This is a genomic window from Desulfopila sp. IMCC35006, from assembly GCF_005116645.1.
Taxonomy (GTDB): domain Bacteria; phylum Desulfobacterota; class Desulfobulbia; order Desulfobulbales; family Desulfocapsaceae; genus Desulforhopalus_A.
The window spans coordinates 55,681-75,621 of record NZ_SWCM01000004.1 but is presented as its reverse complement, the minus strand read 5'-3'; the positions used below and the strand labels follow the sequence as shown (position 1 = coordinate 75,621).

The window sequence follows — 19,941 nt, the reverse complement described above, 5'->3', positions numbered from 1 at the left end:
GGCAGCATGGACCTTTTACAAAATCCTTTTCAACTTCTGACCGCAAGCCCCCGCGATAACCGCCGGAGGATCATGGAATTGGCCGACGAGCGCAGCCTGCTGCTTGATTCCAGTGAGTGTATGCAAGCTCGCTCGGATCTGACAAATCCCAGGAAGCGTCTTTGTGCTGAAGTTGCCTGGCTACCAGGGATCGGCCCGAAACGCGCTGGTGAAATGTTGTCGTTGCTCGAGTCCTCGCCGTCAGATCTTCTCGGCATCGATAAACTGACTTCTATAGCTCGAGCCAACTTGCTTGCTGCAGGTCTCTCACGACTGTCTAATTACACATCCGATGATGTTGCAGAGTGGATTATAGAAATTGCCTGGGCTTTTGAGGATATCGAGCCTGAAGAGCTGAGTGGGATCATTAACGAGGAACGTATTGTGTCCGGGTTCCCCGAGGTAACTGACCTGTCCGCTGTGGAGACGGAAATCCAGGAGCGGCGGCGTCATTATCGGCAGGTCATCAAGTTCGCCTTGGATAATTTATCTGCCAAAGAACTCGTTGAAGCGGTTACCGTTGCCGTAGAATCCGCCACCGATGATGGCGAGGAACACGGGCCTATTCTGATTGCAGACCTCGTCGACTCGTATGAGGTAGAAGCTCAGGGATTCCTTGAGAAGGAAGAAGGGAACATAAGAGCCCTTGTCGAAAAACTGCGGGCAGCCGTCGATGCAGAAAGGCCCGATTCCACATTGGCCCCCATGATGAACCAGTTAATCCAGGTTGTGAGGAACTGGGATACCGTCGCTCAGCCGATTCAGGTCAGCACGAAAAGTCGAGGGCTCGATCACGATGCAAGTCACCGCGTTGCCGGTCTGGTTCGTGGCCTGGCGATCCATATGTTCAACGAGCACGGCAAGCTCGATTTCTCGCAGCAACTCACGAACATGCTGCAGGAAGTATTCGCGGAGGTTGGTGAGGTTGCCGAACGCACCGCTGAGGACGCTGATGCACTTGGCGAGATAGCGGAACAGCGGGTCCGTTTGATAGAGGACGCAAAGAACAAAGCTGAAGAATGGCAAAGAGAAATAACCTATGAGGCCGATGTCGGAGCGATCTTCAAAGATAAGCTTCGCATTTCTCCTGAAGGTATCGAGTGGAAAGGCCGTCACTGGGATCTTGATTCAATTTCGCGGGTTCGCTGGGGAGGAACCCGGCATTCGGTTAACGGTATTCCCACCGGAACAACCTACAGCATTATTTTCGGTAACGGCTCCAATTATGCGTCCATCGAGTTAAAGAAAGAGGCAATCTATAGCAACTTTATTGATCGCTTGTGGAGGGCTGTGGGGGTTCGTTTGCTGACGGAGTACCTGGAAGGTCTTCGTGATGGCAAAAAATACCGTTTCGGCTCCGCTGTTATGAGTGATCACGGCATGGAGTTGGAGCGCAAAAAACTCTTTGGTAGCAACGAACGGGTCTTTTGCCGCTGGGGGGAGCTGGTGATCTGGGATGGCGCTGGCGTTTTCTGCATCGGGAAAAAAGAAGACAAAAAGCTGGCTGCGGCATTTTCCTACCAGGAGGAGGACAACATTCACGTTCTCGAGGCCGCTATCCGCATGTTCTGGAAACGGGGCGGCGATAGGCTGAGCTGCCTTCTGGGAGAATAAGAGCGCATGGATAACAAAGACAACAAACGCGGATTCTCGGGTCTCAGTGATCTGACATCGGATACCGGGACTCTCCCACAGTCTCAGTCTCGTCAAACCAGTCCACAGCCATCAGCACCACAAAAGCCAGTGTTCGCCTTGCTGGAGCTGACAAAGTGGCCAACTCTTCCGGCTCCATGGTCGAGCGTCGATGCTGGCGAGACCTGGGTCTGGGGGGATTTCTTCCTGACTTTTCAGAAGAAGCCGAAGACCGTTCTTGACCTCACCATGAAGATGCAGGGGAAGAAGGCCGAGTACCGGGGGATGACCTATCACTACGCCATGTCGGTTTTCTACCGTATCGATAGGAATCCTCACGGACCATCGCACCGGCCGATCATGACTATTGCCCTCGAGCAGGCCGATATGGGCATGCTGGCCAAAATGCTCGGCAGCGAAGCTGGCGAGCTCCTTCAAGCCGAGGGCGGCAGCAAAATGGGGCCGCTGATGATTGGTCTCTTCACCGGCGAGACGCGATTGAACCTTGGTGATTATGAAGGCGACACAAGCCCACAGGGGGTCAAGCGGAGGTTTTTCGAGATCCTGGATCGGCAGTTGGGAGTAGGCGGCCAGCCAAAGATGATAGGCGACCTGGCGCAGGCGCATGGACATCCGGAAACGGGGCTGCCCGCCAAAAAGAAAAACTCTGGATGCGCCCCGGTGATTCTTTTGTGCATCGGCATTGGCGGTCTGGGCGCTTGGGGGCTGACGTTCATATGAGGGAGCTCGGCATGGAATTTATGTGCGAAACTGAAGGGGTCGATGGCCATGGCTGGTGACAACGACAAGAACAAAAAGGGATTCTCCGGGCTTTCAGACTTGGCGTCCGAGGTCAGTGGCATTGATGAGCCCATAAAGCCGGAGCCAAAAGCGGAGGCTAAGTCCTCAACGCCTAAGCAACCACCCCAGCCTCAACGGGAAGCAGCCCCTTCCGAGCCTGAACGGAAAACCACAAGCTCTCCTCCGCCTATTGAAACCGTGAGCTCTGGCAAAAGCGGCGGTGGTTCGGGCGGCAAATGGATTCTTGGCATTATCGCCCTCATCTCTGTGATCTGGCTGATTAACAGTGGAGACCAAAGCAACAAGAAATCCGCATACAGTCCGCCTTCGTCGTCGCAAAGCTACAGCTACCCGCAGAGCACCCCGTCTCCGGCAGTTCAAACGCCAAGCACGACCCAAAGCGCCGGACTGCAATATACAAAGCCTTCGGTCGGCACCAACAATGTGCTGTCCGTGCCGGAAATCCGCTGGTGTATCCGGGAAGGCATTCGCATTGAAGCGATGAGGGACGTCATCGATAACAATGCGGGAATCGATGAGTTCAACCGCATCGTCAACGACTTCAACAGCCGCTGTGGGAGCTACCGGTATCGCGAAGGGTCCCAGACTCGAGCTGAAAGAGATGTTGAAGCCTACCGAAGCCAGATTGTCTCTGAGGCCATTAGGGAGGCCAGGCAGTTGGGCAGCCGCTCATACCCATCGGTATCGCCAGGCGTATCGGCCAACAGCGCTCCCAAGAAGCCCAATGCCCAATATACCAAAGAGGCCCAGCAGCTTCTTACCGATCTCGGCTACGACCCCGGCCCAGTGGATGGCGATTATGGCCGTCGGACTGCCGACGCGGTGAAGGCCTTTCAGCGTGCTGCAGGTATCACCCAAGATGGGTGGATTGATCAGGATCTGATTTCCGTGTTGAGGCGAGTTGCTAACCAGCGTTCCAGCATAGTTCCTCCGAAAGTTGAATCGAGGCCAGCTCAAGAAACAAGAAAGTCGAGTGGAATTCCTGCGAACGCATGGGCTTACGGGTCGGAGTGGTATTGCAATGATGGATACAGAAAAGTTGGTAATGAATGCGTAAATATAAACCCACCTGCAAATTCCTGGGTCCATGGGGCCGAGTGGTACTGTAATGATGGCTACCGGAAGGTCGGCAATGAGTGTGTAAAGATCAAAGTACCTGCCAATGCCTGGGTTCATGGGTCAGAGTGGTACTGTAATGATGGATACAGAAAAGTTGGCAATGAATGCGTAAATATAAATGCACCGGCCAATTCCTGGGTCCACGGGTCCGAGTGGTACTGCAATGATGGCTACAGGAAGTCTGGCAATGAGTGTGTAAAAATCAAAGTACCTGCCAATGCTTGGGTGCATGGATCAGAGTGGTACTGTAATGACGGCTATAAAAAAGTCGGAGATAAATGCGTTTCCATTTTCGGGCAATAAGTTATGCCTTGGACTTCGAAGCACACTAAATGGCTCGTTGACACCGGCGAACGACTGAAGACTGCCGACGGCAAGGAAGTCGAAGTCTGGGAGTTCCGTCATGAGAAAGACGAGGCAGTGCTCTCCGCATGGGCGAAACACTTCCGGAATCATTATTGCCTGGATGCTGAAATCGATTTCCTGCGGGGCAAACGCCCGCGACCGGATTATCTGAGCAATATCAAGTTCCCGTGCAAAACATCCAAACTTGGCCCAGGAATCCGAGCGGGAGATTTTGGGGAAATCCTGGTTTCCGATTACCTGCAATGGCTTCTCGGTTACTGGGTGCCGAGGGTGCGGTGGTCATCGAAGGTTGTTCGAGATGAATCACCCAAGGGCAGCGATGTCATTGGATTTCGATTTCACAAAAACGGCGGCGAAGCCTCCACCAAGGATGTTTTGTTTGTCTTTGAATCCAAGACAAAGTTTTCCGCCTCTAAGATCAACCGCCTGCAGGATGCCATCAACGATTCTGCCAAGGATCACATTCGGATCGATGAATCACTGAACTTCATCAAGCAAAAGCTCTTTGAAAAAAGGGACATCGAACTGGCTCAAAGGATCGAGAGATTTCAAAGCCCCGTAGATATGCCTTATAAGGAAACCTACGGCGCTGCGGCTATCATTTCTGATGAGTGTTTCGACGCCGATGAATTGGCTTCGGCAGACTGTAGAAAAATTCCCAAGTCAGCAAAATCCAAGGAGGTCTTTCCACATCCGAATGGCGACAGCCTTGTCCTCTTGGTTGTCAAGGGACCCGGCATGATGGACCTGGTCCACGAGCTCTACAGGAGGGCTGCGGATGAGGCCTGAAAAAAAATCCCAACTCCTGCTTGGTGTCACCCGATCAAAAGCCAAAATGCTCGAGTACGGCATTCCAGAAGAGCATCACATCAAAATCACGCAAGATCCGGCCAAGCTCTTCACCATCTCGATTGGCCTACTGGGTGACCTCGCCGCCGCCATCAACCGGGAGGAGCCAGATCTCGGCTCCCTCTCGGAGTTGAGAACCAATCTGCTTTTCTCTGCCCGTTTTTTCGATTCCTATCTCCAATCAAAGCTGAACGAGACACTTGATGCATACCTCGTGCTTCTTGGCTCTGCCTCCTATTACCTGTGCGATCTGCCGGGAAGCGCGTCGGTATTGGCGAAGCGCATTGATGGCGACTGCCCGGATCTGGATGGCGATGGTTTGGAAGACCTGCTGCTCTGGTTGTTACAGGCAGATCTGGGAACCTTTTTTGATGGAGCTGACGGACCATTCGGTGAATTCCTCGACGGGATTTCAAAATGGATTCTCCAGTTTTTCGAGAATGGGAATGGCGAAGACAATCTTCTCGATTTGGCCACGAAATTGAGGGACGCCGTCTATGAATTCGGCACGCCCAGGCAGCTTCTATTTGGTGATGTGATCGTGGCGGTTCTGAGGAAAAAGCTCGAAAATTCTGCCTGGAAGGCTTTGCCGTCATATTCTGGGTTGCCCCGCGACAAATGGCTCCACGCGCTGCAAAAGGATTCGTTCATCAAGGAACTCTGGCCTGCGCAACACCTTTTGGGCAAGGCTGATGTTCTCAAAGGCAAGTCTGCAATCGTTCAAATGCCCACCAGCGCTGGCAAAACGAAGGCAACGGAACTGATACTTCGAAGCGCGTTTCTGGCTGACCGCGTAACACTGGCCATCATCATCGCCCCGTTCAGGGCGCTGTGTCATGAGATCAAGAACAGCCTTGTCGAGGCATTCCACAATGAACCCACCAAGGTGGATGAATTATCCGATGCCCTACAGACCGACTTCGAGATTGCCGAGCTGCTGGGTCATCAGCAGATCCTGGTTGTAACCCCCGAGAAACTAGTCTACGTCCTTCGGCACGCGCCGGAGCTGGCTGCCCACGTTGGGTTGCTTGTCTTTGATGAAGGCCACCAGTTTGACAGCGGCACCCGAGGCATCACATACGAGCTGCTCCTAACATCACTGCGCTCCATGATTCCCGAAGGAACCCAGAAGGTGTTGATCTCAGCGGTTATCAGCAACGCCGAGGCTGTCGGAGAATGGCTCAACGGCGAGCCTAATGTCGTCGAAGGCACAACCCTGATTCCGACTTTCAGGTCAGTCGGGTTCGCGAGCTGGCTCGATCAGTTGGGAAGAATCGAGTACGTCGACAGCCGTGACGCCGAACAAAACGAGTTCTTCGTTCCGAGGGTGATTGAAAGATTCAATCTCGGGAGAAGAGGCAGAGAGCAGAAAGATCGCCACTTTCCAGAGAAAGACGATGGCCAGGCCATTGCACTCTATCTCGGTATAAAACTGGCCCCTAATGGAAGCATCGCCATCTTCTGTGGCAAAAAATCAACAGCGACAAGCATCTGTGAAAAAGCGGTGGAATTCATTGATCGTGGTGTTCCGCTTCCACTCCCACAAGAATTCTCAGACCGAAGGGAGGTTGCACGGCTCCATTACCTCCATGTTGCGAATCTTGGAACTGAAGCCTCGGCTTCAATGAGTGCCGAGCACGGCATATTTTCTCATCACGGCAATACACCACATGGCATCCGCCTTTCAGTGGAACACGCTATGCGTGAAAACCTCGTGCGGTTCGTTGTTTGCACCTCCACACTGGCGCAGGGTGTAAATCTTCCAATCAGATACCTCATTGTTACCAGTGTCTACCAGGGCATGGAGCGCATCAAGGTTCGGGATTTTCATAACCTCATTGGCCGAGCGGGTCGCGCCGGTATGCATACTGAAGGCAGCATTCTGTTTGCAGACCCGATTGTGTATGACAAGCGACGCAACCGAAAAGACGGCTGGCGGTGGGATATAGTCAAGGAGCTGCTTGATCCAACCAAGTCAGAGGAATGCGCAAGCAGCCTCTTTCAACTGATCCCTCTGGTTATTCGGAATGACCGCACCAAGTCAAAGGACAAAAAGAATCATACGCTGACATGGGACATCCTGTCTTTTGCCAAAGCTCATATAGCCGGGTGGGATTCCCTGAATGAAATTATTGGCAAGATTGCTAAACAACACGGTGGAAACGGGTTCACGGTCGATGCGATGAAACCGCAATTCGAATTTTTCAGCCTGACTCTCGCTTCCATCGAAGGCTTTCTTCTCTCCAACTGGGATGCTGTTGATAATGGGCTGACGGAAGAAGACATTGCTGATCTCGCGGAACAGACATTGGCGTACTTCTTAGCTGATGATGAGAAACGGGAGCAGATTCAAGAATTGTTCAAGCTTCTAGCTGAAAACATATCTGAAAATATTACTGACGCTAACCGGCGGAAAGCATTTGGTAAAACATTATATGGTGTCAACGATGCCAAGGCGATTGAGGGGTGGGTACAAGATAACGCTGATGAACTTATTGCCGCCCAAAATGGAGACGAAGTTATTGCCCTCATATGGCCGTTAATAACGGAGCATATACACAACAGAGCTTTCAATAAGTTCGACAAGAAGGACATCCTGGAAGAAATTGCGAAGAAGTGGATTTCAGGGACCCCATTTCATGAGCTTTTCCGAATTGCCGACAAAAATAAATGCAAGCTCGGTAAAGGAAAGAGGCCGAGGAAAGTCAAAATCGAAAATATCATTGATATTTGCGAGGGCGGGCTTGCCTATGATGGAGCTCTTCTTGTGAGTGCATTGTGTGAATTTGTAGAAATGCTGGACCGCGAAGGAACAGGCGACCCGATCAATCGTCTGCAGCTTTTCCAAAAGCGCCTGAAATATGGTCTGCCCACGGAAACCACCATTGCCCTTTACGAGCTTGGCTTTTCGGACCGTGTCATCTCTCAGGACCTCGCCGCATCCTTGAACCTGGCAGCGACTCAGAAGAAGGATCTCGGGAAGGCGCTGAAACAAGACCGGGACGGAGCCAATACGGTGATGGAAAAATACCCAAGCTATTTCCAGGAGCGAATGAATGAACTCCTGCAGTAGAAATCCAGATCATCGATCCGAACTATCTCGCGCCCAGAGCTACCTCCTTGGCCAGCTCGCCGGAGACGCTCTCGGCAGCCTGATCGAGTGCCAGTCACCGGAGGATATCTGCTGCAGCTAACAGTAATACCCGAATAATCAGAGGCAGAGAAAAAGAATAAGTACTTATTTGTAATAGTTAAGCACAATATCAACAGTTTGTTGAGTTACCTCAGATTAAGATATTTCCTGTGCAGATCGCACTTGAACCTTATCCTAAAACATGCTCATAATGGAGCATGTAATGGATTAAGATTATTCCAGAGAATATTTGTTGGTCGTTGCGACAGAAACGTTAGGCACCATGTAAGATACTAACTGAAAATCGCAGAAATTGAAGAAATTTTTATGAGGTGGAATAGTCAAAATCGATAGGAGATGTCGCGACTTTTGCGAAATCGACCTCCTAGTCAACATTTCATAGACGAGATGAGTCAAGCAACGATACAACCCTTTCCCTAAGTTCCCGATCAGTGCTTAAGAAGTGAGAGGCCAATATCAGTACACCATTTTTGGACGGCAGGTGTTACTGTCTTAGTTATGTTATAGGTGTCGAATTCTTTGTATAGTTTTCCTACAATATCTGTTGGTAGTTTGGGCATGCGTTGGTCTTTCAATAACAGGCATCGCTTGCTTTGTGCAGTCATAAAACCCAATTCCAACGCCACATTTGGATTAAACTCACGTAAGTCTATTTCCTCAAAGACAGCAACGCCGTACCTTGAGCCAAGCATGTATAGACAAACATTCTCCCACAAGTCACCTGTATAATCTTTATCGTCAGCTCTGAGCACCCTTAGGCCGAATTTTGATAATTCTGATTTTATCGCGCTATGGATCTCTGTATATTGGTCTCCGCCTCGAAATCTCATCATTAGGAAAATGTTATTATCGATGTCCGGGTAATCGGCCAAGAAAGTGGGAAGGTATCTTGAAAAATGTTCATAGCCTTTAGGGAGTTGCAATCTGTGAATTAATGCACGTTGGGCAAATTGCTCACAAAGTTGACGAGCAATCGAAGTGATGATTGCACGGCGCTGAACATTGTCGTCATTTAAGACAGCCAGGGGGAGTGATATTCCTAGCGGTTTTTTGAAGCCAAACTCTTGCGCGGACCAATTAACAACTGCATCTAATGGTAGAACCGGTGTTTGGAGGCGACGGTCCCAATATATGTGTTCAGGAACCCCACCAATGGTTTTATCATCGACAACAAGATGAATGAGATCAGGATTTAGAACAACCAGAAAGTTGACAAGCCTTGCAAAAGGGACTTGGCCAGCCCCTATTTCATATTGAGGACAGGTTTGTCTGGTGATGTCTGTAAGGGATTGAAGGACTGCAACCATCTTTATTTTTTCCTGTCCCTGCAAATCGCCCTTCACCATTTCCGCGGGACCAAACATAACGACTCCTCTTATCTTATTTACAACCTTCCAGGCTGATATGTGCCCTTACAAGTTACTTGAAATATTCCACAGACCTTATCAAGAATTTTTCAAAGGTCATAAATTTCCAACGTGTTTCCGGGTAAATAGGAGCTATATGGACTTTTGATAACTGCAAGTAACGCCCACTCTTTAATGCCAGAGTGGGCGTGATTGTTAGAGAATTAGTCACTTAAACAATAAATACAGAACCACGATTGCACCGATAACTAGCCAGATTGTCGATGACGGGTTGCTTTTTTTCTTTTGGCTGGCTGGCTTTCGCTGCTTTGGCGCCTCATCTTCAAGCTGAAGATTTACTTTGATTACGTGTTCATTACTTGACCGAGTTTCTGACTCGGATATTTCCCAGCTTGGTTTAAAGCCACCGATAACATACCTATTGATTTTCTTAATAATAGGTTTTACCCCAACAGCTACTTCTTTGTACTCTCCATTTATCTCTTCAAGGCTTGTTCTATATTGCCAGTTAACATCTTTTTTTGGGTTAATGCTATCGGGGAGTTTTTCTAGTGTTTCAAGAACTCGCTTTCTGTCTAAAACTGGACATAATTCGTTTTCTTTTAAAGTGAGTTCTAATTCGTGCTTGATACGGTTTTTATCGAAGTGCCAAACTCCTGATTTATCAAATTGACCATGGTCAAGCCAGCCGCCTCCCCATTCATTGACAGGCATGTTTAGCCTTTTACACCCCCAAATATTTGCTTCATATTCTTTTTCACCAAAACAGAACTGCTCCGGTTTATATGCTTTTTGTCTGCTTCTGTAGCAGCCAACACCGAAATAAGTTAAATCTTTCTTAGTGGCAGCATGTCCATTTATGAGCATTTGAGATGACTTCCAACTACCAACCAAATCAAATAGATTAACAATCAAATCGACTTCTGTAATTGGAAGTGAAAGTTTATGTTGGGCCAGCTTTCCTTCTCCTGTCACTGAGTAAGAAGGTATATTTTTGCAAATCTCAACGGCTTTGTTGAAGTTGGGTGAGGAGCTTTGACCAAACGATATTTCTACGTTTGCCACCTGTGACTCGGTTACTGGAACAGTTACCCGATCTGCTTCAGTAACCGGATCGCCGCACTGAGGACAAAACTTCGATCCCTCATTTATTCCTGCACCACATTTATCACATACCAACATGATTCTCCCTCTGATTTTCTCTTTTTTATAGCGGTGAAATAACCTGCCGGCCGAGGGACTAGCAGATTTTAAGCCCGAGCTTTATTCCGGACAGGTTTATCGACAGGTTATGAGTCACATTGAACCCGCTGAGCCAGAAACTGAGTGATTTCTTCTCGCTCTAGGGCAGTAATGTTTTTCAACTGCGCCTTTTTTGGTGGACGGGAGATGACTCCTCGTATCCCTGTTGGAATACCCCAGAAAGTAGCCCTCCGCCAGACAAAGATGAGCACCTCGCCTTTGCGTGCTTTGGGAAGTAGCACTTGATGAACGTATGACCTTGTGACTCTGCTTGATGGCAACGAATCACACCACTCGCCAGGGGACTTCATTGAGTGGTAAGCGCCCGCCTCAAGTAAAGGGACGCGTTGGATGACAAGCTTTCTCGCTGCGGCAATACTTATGTCGAGGAAGTGCGTTAGCGCTAACAAGAGATTTTTAAACCGTGAATTCCAGTAGTTGGCTGCGCCTGTCCCGGCAGATCCAGGGAGAAGAGGGTAAAAGCCCTGCCCAGCTTTTCGCAAGTTCATTGCACAAGCAGCAGCATGAACTGCATTTGATAGTTCATCTTGATAGTCAGGTATTACAAACCCTGGATTGCCAAAGAGGATGTAAACGAACGATTCATCTAGGTTGCCGACAAAAGGTTGCGGGTGCAGATTGATGTGAAGTTTCGTGTGGAGAGATTTCTCATCCGCGAAAGTACTCGCATTTTGTCGAGCTTCCTTCAGAGACCATTGCAGGCAGTTGTCGCTATCCACAAATTTTATGTCGTCGGGATGCAAGCCTCGTACGGGAGCGGTAGACCAAAATTTATGTAACATAGTTTCCTAGCACCTAACGTGCTGGTCAGCCGCACCGGGCCACAAACCGAGCCTTCCCGGTGCAGGCAGGACTGGCTGGTTAGATAAAATTTTTTAGCTTTTTATCGAAGGATGATGGTTTTCATTATGTGAACGAATAACATTTTCGTCATCTATCAACATTTCCTTACAATATTTACATTTCACTTTTATAACAGTTTTCGTTTTAAATCTTATCTCTGAGCGAATTATTGCAACAGTGCTTGTTATCTTTTTGGGTTGACCGCTTTTTATTCGCCTTTTCTCTTCTTGAACTTCCTTTTCATGATTATTTTTGATGTGCGACTCAAGGTCATTGCCTCTAAAATTTTTCTTACAATAGGGGCAAACTCTGATAAATCTTTTGCTTACCTTCTTGTTTCTAAATTTATCTTTTGCTTTTGAAGAGCTCTGTTCAGGTTCGATTCTTTCAGAACCATATTGTGATATTTTATACCCCTTATTAGCTTTATCCCAGTTCATTTTGGACATCTTGATCTCTCGTGAACTAAATATGTTTTTCAAAGATCTAAGTGACTCTGCTGATCTCTATATCACCCCAAACTGGATGTTATACAGAAAATCGGCATCGCTTTTGTGACCTTGATAGAGGTATTCCAGAGTAAAGATATTTCCAACAGATTGTAACTCAAAAAAATAAATAAAAAATAGAATATTGATCATTTATGAATTTACAGCAAACATGCCATCCTATTGACTGGCGAAAAAAAATATACTCCAGCAAAGTTCACAAAACGCTAAGCTAGGTTCAGACAATTATGGATTGAACACTTCTAATTGGAAAAAAATAGGGCGGGACAGGAGCGGGACAAAATAAAGAAAATAAAAAAGCACTTATCAGAAGAGACCGACAAGTGCTTGAAATTTCATGGCTGGGGGACAAGGGCTCGAACCTTGATAAGCGGAGTCAGAGTCCGCTGCCTTACCATTAGACCATCCCCCAGCATTTGGTGCATTGATGCAGTGGTGCGAGTTTATAAAAGATTTTGGCCGACCTGTCAAGCAAATTTCAGCTGACAATAACGCCGGCGTACCCCACTACCTGATCTGTATCTCCTGACGTATAGCCGGAATCGGTATATCCGACCAGACTGGCTTTATTTGCCCCGCAGGCTTTGGCTGCCAGTATGGCAATGACCACCGGTATCACCCCGCACATGGAGATGCGATTGTCATAGACGGTTCGATACAAGGCATGAGGGTCAAGTGCCTCGATGCAGGCTAAAGCCGATTTGTCTTTGCGTTCGGTGATTTGTCTGGGTTCGTAATGGCTCATATCGCTGGAAGCGACGATGAGTATCTCCTTGTTGCTGGCCTTAATGGCCCTGGCCAGTGCGCCGGCGATCTCCTCACACAGCGGATAGGCAAGCTGCGAGATAACTAACGGGACAATATGCAGGTTTTTCTGCAGCATCTGCAGAAAGGGCACCTGGACCTCGAGAGAATGCTCGAATTGATGTGCTGTTTCATCTAATACTATATGCTTGGAAAACGCCAGCAGGAGATCGGCGATCCCCTTGTCCACCGGCACCACCCCTAAAGGCATGTCCCAGGTCTCGGTCGAAAGAGACACGGCAGCTCCCCGGCCATGGTGATTTGGACCGAGAATGATCACTGTTTCAGGTATTTCAACGGCAGAAAAAGTCTCGGCCGCCAGCGCACCTGAATAGACATAGCCGGCATGGGGAGAGACAACGGCCAGCGCCTTGCTTTTTTTGGTCTTTTCTGAAACAGGAAATAATTCAGAAATTGTTCTCGAAAGTGCTTTGGGGGATCCAGGATAGAAGCGGTCGGCAACAGCAGGGTGTCTCATCGTCGTCTCCCTCTTGTTGAGTTAACTACTTGCTTTTAACTGACCAGGTTGTGCCCTCGGGGCCATCGCATAACTCTATGTTTCTGGCCAGCAGCTCGTCTCTGATCTGATCGCTTCTTGCCCAGTTTTTGTCAAGCCGGCACTGGTATCGTTCGGCGATCAGGGCGTCGATAGCCGAGGCGTCAATATCGCTGTCGGCAATGCGTTTTTCTCTTCTGGCGGCAAGAAAGCTTTGGGCGTCTTCGGTCAACAAGCCCATAATTGCGGCGAGTTTTTTCAAAAGAGCAGTCGCATTCTTCAGAAAACGTATATCTTCTGCCGCCGGTGCGCCGGTAATTTTTCCATGCAGGCGATTGATGTTTTTCACCGTATCGAAAAAGACCCCCTGGGCCTGGGCGGTATTGAAATCGTTGTCCATTGCCTGCTGGAACCGGGTTTCCAGCTCCATCACTTTCTTGATATCTTTTGGCGTGAGGATACTTTTTGCAGTTTTGTCAGCGCTTGCAGGGTCGAGAGAATCGACAGCCGCCACACATTCGTAGAGCCGTTCAAGACCCGCCGTTGCATCTTTCATCGCAGACTCGGAAAAATCAAGTGGATTGCGATAATGGGTGGAGAAGATAAAAAATCGCAATATCTCAGGATGATAATGGTCGAGGATGTCCCTGATTGTCAGGAAATTTCCCAGCGATTTGGACATTTTTTCATCACGTATAGTGACAAAGCCGTGATGAATCCAGCTCTTCACAAACGGTTTTCCGTTGGCGCCTTCGCTCTGGGCAATTTCGTTTTCGTGATGGGGGAAAATGAGGTCTTGTCCTCCGCCATGGATATCAAAGGTCTCGCCCAGATATTTTCTGCTCATCGCCGAGCATTCAATATGCCAGCCGGGACGTCCCGGCCCCCAGGGGCTGTCCCAGGTAGGCTCACCCGGTTTTGAACCCTTCCAGAGTACGAAATCCATTGGATGTTTTTTCTGCTCGTTTACCGTGATACGCGCCCCGGCCTTCATGTCCTCGAGGTTTCTTTTGGAGAGCTTGCCGTATTCGGGAAAACTGTCGACTATATAATACACGTCGTTGCCCGCCTGGTAGGCCATGCCTTTGCCGATCAATTCGCCGATAAGATCGGTCATCTCCTTGATATGTTCGGTGGCTTTCGGTTCAATATCCGGCCGGTCAACACCGAGCCTGTCCATGTCGATGTAAAACTCATTGATAAATCGATTGGCCAACTCTTCTGAACTCGTTCCCTGTTCCTGGGCCCGGGCGATGATTTTGTCGTCGATATCAGTAAAATTACGGACAAAAGTGACTTTGTACCCGCGGTATCTCAGATACCGGACAATCATATCAAAAGCCAGGGCCGATCGGGCATGGCCAATATGACAAAAATCATACGAGGTAATGCCACAGACATACAGCTTGACGTGGCCTGGTTCCAGAGTCTGTAAGGGTTCTTTCTTTCCGGATAAGGTATTATGAATTTGTATAGTCATCTTCAAGGGAGCTGGTTCTGGACAGTTCGAGTATCTTGTATTATTACATCGCAGGTGACCATGGTATCCCATGGTCTTTTCGTTTGGTAACGTCTCAGGTCAAATACCATAATCTTATTATGAGGAAAAGACAATAATGCGCAGGGAAGTAATCGTAAAACGGTCCTGGGGCGACACGTGCAGGGCATGGTTGCAGCCCCAGGCAATTGCCATGTTGTTCCTTGGCTTCTCCGCCGGTTTACCAATTCTTCTTATCTTCTCGACACTGTCGGTATGGCTTCGGGAAGCGGGAATTGCCAGATCCGCAGTTACCTTTTTCAGTTGGGCTGCGCTCGGCTACTCGTTTAAATTTCTCTGGGCGCCTTTAGTCGATTTGCTGCCTTTGCCGGTCCTGACTCGTGTTTTTGGGCGGAGGCGGGCATGGCTGCTGGTTGCCCAGTTGTTGATAGTGGTGGCAATTGTCGGCATGGCCTTGATCGACCCCGCCGGTGGTCAGCAAAATCTCACCGTCATGGCTCTTGCGGCCGTCATGCTCGGTTTCTCGTCGGCCACTCAGGATATTGTCATTGACGCCTACCGGATAGAATCGGCGGAAGAGTCTCTCCAGGCATTGCTTGCCGCAATGTATATCGCCGGATATCGGGTCGGAATGCTGGTAGCCGGTGCCGGGTCGTTGTTCCTCGCCGGGTATCTGGGGACGACCAGCGAGGCTTATAATTATGGTGCCTGGGAATTAACCTACCTGGCCATGGCCGCCGTGATGTGCTGCGGCGTGGCGACAACCCTGCTCATCGAGGAGCCGAAAGTCAATCGCCGTGTATCGCATTACCGTTATTCAGTTTCCGACTATGGACGCTTTCTCTCGCTCTTTCTTCTGAGTGCCCTGGCTTTCGCGCTGACCTTCTTTTTTTCCGGTTTTATGTTTGCGGCAATGGACAGGCTGCTGCCACTGTTTCTTAAGGCAGGAGAGGGAACCGGGGCTTTTCTGGTTGAAGCGGTGCGATTCGGACTGGCGGTGGGGATGGCGGCGATAGTTGCCGCTCTGCTGCTTTCTTTGGGCCTGGTCAATAAGGAAATGGTCCGTCAGACCTATCTTGAGCCGATAAAAGATTTCTTCGTCCGATATGGCACAAAGACAGCCTTGCTGTTGCTCGTTCTGATTGGATGCTATCGCTTGTCTGATATCGTTCTGGGTGTTGTGTCCAATGTCTTTTACCTGGATATGGGTTTCAGCAAGAATGTCATCGCCGGAGTCACCAAAACTTTTGGCCTGGGTATGACCCTGGCAGGTGGTTTTCTCGGTGGTATGCTGACGGTCCGGTTCGGGGTAAACAAAATATTGTTTTTAGGTGCATTTCTCTCGGCGGCAACTAATCTGCTCTTTATGCTGCTGGCCAGCACCGGGCAGGATGTGACCATGCTGACGGTGGTGATCGGTGCCGATAATCTGAGCGCCGGTATTGCGACCACGGCCTTTATTGCATTTCTCTCAAGCCTGACGAATATTTCATTTACCGCGGTGCAGTATGCTATTTTCAGCTCGATGATGACTCTCTGCCCTAAGCTCATCGGCGGATATTCTGGGACGATGGTCTCGGCGATCGGTTATGAAAGATTTTTTCTGGTCACGGCAACGATGGGCATTCCAGTTCTTTTTCTGGTTGTGGCGGCAAGGAAAGCTGTTGGTGTAGAAAGACCGTAGGGGAAATTCTTTCCTGACCGCGATCAGCGACTATGGTGCCGTTCCGGCATGCCTAAAAGGGCGTTTATCGGTTGTTTTCCCCGAAAAGACACGCCGGCCTGGTACCCGGGCTCGTCAATCTGCTTGTTGCACCACTCTACCTGGCCGGTGATGTTATGAATTCTTAACGGGAAAGATGCGTCGAAGGAAAATTGTACCAAGGCTTCATGCACCAGGGGCTGGCTGGTTGCCACGCGCATGCCGCTTTTGCTTACATCGATTGTTTGCGCTTCGTATGGTATTGATGCCACCGTGTCACCGGATGCAATTATTTTGACCAGGGTGATTGCATAAGAAGTTTCAATGCGCAGATATTTTCGTCGGTTTACTTCGGATTTCCGAACTTTTTCCTGCAAATAAATGTGGTTTTCCGAATAAAGCGTGTATTGCATACAGGCCGCGTAACGGGATGTCTTACAAAAAGCTTCCGCATGATTATCAAGAGGGATGAAAAGTCCATCGTCGCAGATGGTGCATTTCACGGATGCTGCGGACCAGAAGGGGCATTTTTCCTTAGGTTTGCTGTCTTCTGTCGTCATGTGATCACATGCCTGAAAGAAATTAGAGTGGTAAAGGGCTTGGATTTTCCTTCGATATGTGATGCAAAATTAATGCCTGTTTCTGGGTTTTTTGTAAGATTCCTGTGGTTTATTTGTGATCCTTGGGGGAGATGTCGTATCGTCTCATTTTGTCGTACAAAGCAGTTTTGCCAATGTCCAGTTGCTGAACGGTGTGGGCGACATTGCCACGGTTTTTTTCAAGAACGTGGGTGATAACATCCTTCTCCACATCGGCAACAATGTCTTTCAAGGTGTGGCCATCGAGCTTTTGCAGGTAGTTTTTCTGGGCGGAATGCTCTTTATTGCCAGGTTGCAGGTCGAAAAAAAGTTCATTTTCGGTGATTATATTATTTTTGGCCATGAGTACTGCTCGCTGGATGACATTTTCCAGTTCCCGAACATTGCCCGGCCAGTCATGCTCAATCAACCGTTCCAGAATGGACTGGGGGAGAAAATTGATATCTTTTTTGAATGCCTGGCGATATTTTCTGATAAAATGCGTCGTGAGATCGATTAAATCTTCCTTTCGTTCGCGCAGCGGAGGTATGGAAATATTAATGATATTTAATCGATAGAACAGATCAAGACGAAAAGTCCCTTCCTGCACCATTGAGGCGAGATCTCGATTGGTTGCGGCGATAACCCTGACGTCGATTTTTACCGGGGAATTTCCGCCAACCCGGATTATTTCTCCGTCTTGCAGAACTCGTAGCAGTGCCGCCTGCATTCGTGGGCTGATGTCGCCTATTTCATCGAGAAAAATAGTTCCGCCGTCAACCACCTCAAATTTACCCATTCTTTTGCTGTCAGCTCCGGTGAACGAGCCTTTTTCATGGCCGAAGAGGTCACTTTCCAGGAGTGAATCGGAAATGGTGTTGCAGTTGATTTTAAGGAATGGTTTGTTCGTCCTGTTGCTGCTTTCTCTCAGCAGGTTGGCCACCAGTTCTTTGCCGGTCCCTGATTCGCCGGTGATCAGGATAGTTGCATCGGATTTTGCTACCTGAAAAACCATGTCCCGAAGTTCGCTGAGCGCACGACTTGAGCCAACCATTTTGCATTCGGCGGATTGTTCTTTCAGGTGTTCTTTTAGAGAATTAAGTTCCTTGGCAAGTTTTTGCCGCGTCTTTTCGCTCTCTTTCAATTCATTGATTTTATGTGACAGAATAGTTTCAATGCTGTTGTGGAACAGAGATATTTCCGCTAATTGTTTTTTGCTTTCGGTGAGGTCGCGCATGAACAGCCAGTACAGCGAATCTCCCTTGTATCCTTCAAACGAAGACAGGGTGTATTCCAGATGGGATTCTCGATAGGTGGTTTCCAGGGTCTCGCCGACACGGTTATTCTGGATAGTCTTTGTCACTAACTCCTGAAATTTCGATATCGTTGTCCGCTCTTCCGGGGTAATGCTTTCGGGCAGTTTGCAGAGATCACCCAGAAACGACTTGGCGCTGGGGTTCATGTACTCAACCGATTCGTTTTCTTTGATCAGCAGGACCATTGCCGGTATGGTTTCCAGCAGATTTTGCTGGTTGGATATTATTCTATTCAGATCGTCGGATAATTGTTCCATGAGAATACAATGAGGTCTTTGAGTAGATGGAGCCGGTTCTATGCAACAGAGAAGGAGGAATCCTATTTTATTGACTCGTTATATAATATACTGTGTAAAATTAAAAGACCGTAAATTCCAGAATAACGAAAAAGTACAAATTTTCGAACACTCATACAATAATTTTCTACATGAAGCTGCCATTGTCCCCTGCAACAGTTACCCTCCTGCTTCTGCTCTGCCAGACACTGTTTGCATTGCCGGGCTTTTGTCTGCAACCCAAAGAAGTGCTGGTGGTGGCAAACTGGCAAATGGCCGGCAGTGTTGCTCTTGCGCACTATTATATGCAACAGAGAGGGATTCCTGAGAAAAATTTTCTTTCACTTTCTCTTACCGTAAATGAAACCATGTCCAGAGAGGAATATGATCGGAACCTTAAAAAAAAGGTGTTGGATCTCCTGAAAATCCGACCGCCGGAAAACAGGATTGCCGCCATCGTCCTCATGTATGGCGTCCCTTTAAAAGTTGCTCCGCCAAACCCGGCCCTGGTCGGCCCAAAAGGCGTCACGCCACCGGATATGAATATGCGGGCGGCTGTCGACTCTGAACTTGCCCTCGTTCAGGCTGGACAGTATGAACTGACGGGTTGGCAGAAAAATCCGTATTTTCTCGGCTTTCAGGGAGACAGAACGGTCCTCAAAAAGAGCCAGGTGCTGCTTGTCAGTCGACTGGACGGCCCGGATACGGCAACGGTATACCGGATAATAAATGAAACCCTGCAGGCGGAAAAAAAAGGACTTCAGGGCAAGGCTTATTTTGATGCCCGGTGGCCAGGGAGTAAAAGTAAAACGTTGTCGGGGTACAAATTTTACGACCAGTCCATTCATGACGCCGCCGAGGTTGTGGCCAGAAGAATGGAGGTTGTTCTCGATGCGCGGGAGGGGCTTTTCCCGGCAGAAAGTTGTCCCGGGGCCGCCTTGTACTGTGGGTGGTATTCGTTAGGCAAATATAGAGACAGCTTCACCTGGCAAAAAGGTGCGATCGGCTACCATATTGCAAGTTCCGAATGTGCCACCTTAAAAGACACAAACAGTTCGATCTGGTGTCTGAAGATGCTGGAAAAGGGCGTGGTTGCAACTGTCGGCCCGGTATATGAACCCTATGTGCAGGGATTTCCTCTCCCCAAACTGTTTTTTGGCAAGCTCGTTGAAGGGTATATGAGTCTCGGGGAGTCGTATCTTGTCTCTTTGCCGTATTTATCCTGGCATATGATCTTAATCGGCGATCCTCTCTACCAGCCGTTTGCGCCTGCCCCATAAATCGACAAGCAGAACTTCCCGCCGGGGCT

Annotated in this window: 16 protein-coding genes and 1 tRNA gene; 8 read left to right on the top strand and 9 right to left on the bottom strand. The window is 48.8% G+C overall.

Annotated elements, in window-relative coordinates; all coding sequences use genetic code 11:
- Positions 1-6 precede the first annotated feature (6 nt).
- The 6 genes from FCL47_RS08725 to FCL47_RS08700 are packed head-to-tail and all read left to right on the top strand — an operon-like array spanning position 7 to position 8,021.
- Entirely contained in the window at positions 7-1,653 is a 1,647-nt protein-coding gene (locus tag FCL47_RS08725) for a hypothetical protein (protein ID WP_136813115.1), read from the top strand.
- A 6-nt stretch (positions 1,654-1,659) separates the two neighbouring features.
- On the top strand, positions 1,660-2,412 hold the full coding sequence (locus FCL47_RS08720; protein WP_136813114.1) for a hypothetical protein: 753 nt from the start codon (positions 1,660-1,662) through the stop codon (positions 2,410-2,412).
- Positions 2,413-2,460: 48 nt separating this feature from the next.
- Positions 2,461-3,915: a peptidoglycan-binding protein gene (locus FCL47_RS08715; protein ID WP_167496429.1), complete on the top strand. Its 1,455-nt coding sequence runs from the start codon at positions 2,461-2,463 to the stop codon at positions 3,913-3,915.
- Between the two features lie 3 nt (positions 3,916-3,918).
- The gene (locus FCL47_RS08710; RefSeq protein WP_136813112.1) at positions 3,919-4,767 is read left to right on the top strand and encodes a Hachiman antiphage defense system protein HamA; all 849 of its coding nucleotides are present in this window, start codon (positions 3,919-3,921) and stop codon (positions 4,765-4,767) included.
- On the top strand, positions 4,757-7,900 hold the full coding sequence (locus FCL47_RS08705) for a DEAD/DEAH box helicase (RefSeq protein WP_136813111.1): 3,144 nt from the start codon (positions 4,757-4,759) through the stop codon (positions 7,898-7,900). The genes FCL47_RS08710 and FCL47_RS08705 overlap by 11 nt, the downstream gene beginning before the upstream one ends.
- Positions 7,884-8,021, top strand: coding sequence for an ADP-ribosylglycohydrolase family protein (locus FCL47_RS08700; RefSeq protein WP_153306362.1), 138 nt, complete (start codon positions 7,884-7,886; stop codon positions 8,019-8,021). Before FCL47_RS08705 ends, FCL47_RS08700 begins: the two co-directional genes overlap by 17 nt.
- A gap of 388 nt (positions 8,022-8,409) precedes the next feature.
- Here the strand turns inward: FCL47_RS08700 and FCL47_RS08695 are convergent, their stop codons facing one another.
- The 7 genes from FCL47_RS08695 to cysS all read right to left on the bottom strand — a co-directional run bounded on the left by FCL47_RS08695 (position 8,410) and on the right by cysS (position 14,743).
- Entirely contained in the window at positions 8,410-9,345 is a 936-nt protein-coding gene (locus tag FCL47_RS08695; RefSeq protein ID WP_136813110.1) for a hypothetical protein, read from the bottom strand.
- A gap of 210 nt (positions 9,346-9,555) precedes the next feature.
- Complete coding sequence (locus tag FCL47_RS08690) at positions 9,556-10,530, bottom strand: zinc ribbon domain-containing protein (RefSeq protein WP_136813109.1); 975 nt, start codon at positions 10,528-10,530, stop codon at positions 9,556-9,558.
- A gap of 107 nt (positions 10,531-10,637) precedes the next feature.
- Positions 10,638-11,393: a hypothetical protein gene (locus tag FCL47_RS08685; RefSeq protein WP_136813108.1), complete on the bottom strand. Its 756-nt coding sequence runs from the start codon at positions 11,391-11,393 to the stop codon at positions 10,638-10,640.
- A 93-nt stretch (positions 11,394-11,486) separates the two neighbouring features.
- A complete protein-coding gene (locus FCL47_RS08680) occupies positions 11,487-11,903 on the bottom strand; it encodes a hypothetical protein (RefSeq protein ID WP_136813107.1) in 417 nt (138 codons plus the stop codon).
- A 398-nt stretch (positions 11,904-12,301) separates the two neighbouring features.
- A tRNA-Gln gene (locus FCL47_RS08675) sits at positions 12,302-12,375 on the bottom strand.
- Between the two features lie 66 nt (positions 12,376-12,441).
- On the bottom strand, positions 12,442-13,245 hold the full coding sequence (gene amrB, locus FCL47_RS08670; RefSeq protein WP_136813106.1) for an AmmeMemoRadiSam system protein B: 804 nt from the start codon (positions 13,243-13,245) through the stop codon (positions 12,442-12,444).
- A gap of 25 nt (positions 13,246-13,270) precedes the next feature.
- Positions 13,271-14,743: a cysteine--tRNA ligase gene (gene cysS, locus FCL47_RS08665; RefSeq protein WP_136813105.1), complete on the bottom strand. Its 1,473-nt coding sequence runs from the start codon at positions 14,741-14,743 to the stop codon at positions 13,271-13,273.
- 136 nt (positions 14,744-14,879) lie between these two features.
- Here cysS and FCL47_RS08660 point away from each other — a divergent pair, with 136 nt between their 5' ends.
- Complete coding sequence (locus tag FCL47_RS08660) at positions 14,880-16,445, top strand: MFS transporter (protein ID WP_136813104.1); 1,566 nt, start codon at positions 14,880-14,882, stop codon at positions 16,443-16,445.
- Between the two features lie 23 nt (positions 16,446-16,468).
- Here FCL47_RS08660 and FCL47_RS08655 read toward each other — a convergent pair whose 3' ends face one another.
- Together FCL47_RS08655 and FCL47_RS08650 are read right to left on the bottom strand one after the other, a co-directional pair.
- The gene (locus tag FCL47_RS08655) at positions 16,469-17,023 is read right to left on the bottom strand and encodes a PilZ domain-containing protein (protein WP_136813103.1); all 555 of its coding nucleotides are present in this window, start codon (positions 17,021-17,023) and stop codon (positions 16,469-16,471) included.
- 109 nt (positions 17,024-17,132) lie between these two features.
- Complete coding sequence (locus FCL47_RS08650; RefSeq protein WP_136813102.1) at positions 17,133-18,614, bottom strand: sigma-54-dependent Fis family transcriptional regulator; 1,482 nt, start codon at positions 18,612-18,614, stop codon at positions 17,133-17,135.
- 182 nt (positions 18,615-18,796) lie between these two features.
- Between FCL47_RS08650 and FCL47_RS08645 the strand changes: the two genes are divergently transcribed.
- The gene (locus FCL47_RS08645; RefSeq protein WP_240744180.1) at positions 18,797-19,912 is read left to right on the top strand and encodes a TIGR03790 family protein; all 1,116 of its coding nucleotides are present in this window, start codon (positions 18,797-18,799) and stop codon (positions 19,910-19,912) included.
- Positions 19,913-19,941: the final 29 nt, after the last annotated feature.

What these genes read in the sequence shown, in the direction of transcription:
- FCL47_RS08680 (WP_136813107.1), bottom strand. Translation starts at nt 11,903, where the DNA reads ATGTCCAAAATGAACTGGGATAAAGCTAATAAGGGGTATAAAATATCA.
- FCL47_RS08695 (WP_136813110.1), bottom strand. Translation starts at nt 9,345, where the DNA reads ATGTTTGGTCCCGCGGAAATGGTGAAGGGCGATTTGCAGGGACAGGAA.
- FCL47_RS08715 (WP_167496429.1), top strand. Translation starts at nt 2,461, where the DNA reads ATGGCTGGTGACAACGACAAGAACAAAAAGGGATTCTCCGGGCTTTCA.
- FCL47_RS08690 (WP_136813109.1), bottom strand. Translation starts at nt 10,530, where the DNA reads ATGTTGGTATGTGATAAATGTGGTGCAGGAATAAATGAGGGATCGAAG.
- FCL47_RS08685 (WP_136813108.1), bottom strand. Translation starts at nt 11,393, where the DNA reads ATGTTACATAAATTTTGGTCTACCGCTCCCGTACGAGGCTTGCATCCC.
- amrB (WP_136813106.1), bottom strand. Translation starts at nt 13,245, where the DNA reads ATGAGACACCCTGCTGTTGCCGACCGCTTCTATCCTGGATCCCCCAAA.
- FCL47_RS08655 (WP_136813103.1), bottom strand. Translation starts at nt 17,023, where the DNA reads ATGACGACAGAAGACAGCAAACCTAAGGAAAAATGCCCCTTCTGGTCC.
- FCL47_RS08650 (WP_136813102.1), bottom strand. Translation starts at nt 18,614, where the DNA reads ATGGAACAATTATCCGACGATCTGAATAGAATAATATCCAACCAGCAA.
- cysS (WP_136813105.1), bottom strand. Translation starts at nt 14,743, where the DNA reads ATGACTATACAAATTCATAATACCTTATCCGGAAAGAAAGAACCCTTA.
- FCL47_RS08705 (WP_136813111.1), top strand. Translation starts at nt 4,757, where the DNA reads ATGAGGCCTGAAAAAAAATCCCAACTCCTGCTTGGTGTCACCCGATCA.
- FCL47_RS08725 (WP_136813115.1), top strand. Translation starts at nt 7, where the DNA reads ATGGACCTTTTACAAAATCCTTTTCAACTTCTGACCGCAAGCCCCCGC.
- FCL47_RS08700 (WP_153306362.1), top strand. Translation starts at nt 7,884, where the DNA reads ATGAACTCCTGCAGTAGAAATCCAGATCATCGATCCGAACTATCTCGC.
- FCL47_RS08660 (WP_136813104.1), top strand. Translation starts at nt 14,880, where the DNA reads ATGCGCAGGGAAGTAATCGTAAAACGGTCCTGGGGCGACACGTGCAGG.
- FCL47_RS08710 (WP_136813112.1), top strand. Translation starts at nt 3,919, where the DNA reads ATGCCTTGGACTTCGAAGCACACTAAATGGCTCGTTGACACCGGCGAA.
- FCL47_RS08720 (WP_136813114.1), top strand. Translation starts at nt 1,660, where the DNA reads ATGGATAACAAAGACAACAAACGCGGATTCTCGGGTCTCAGTGATCTG.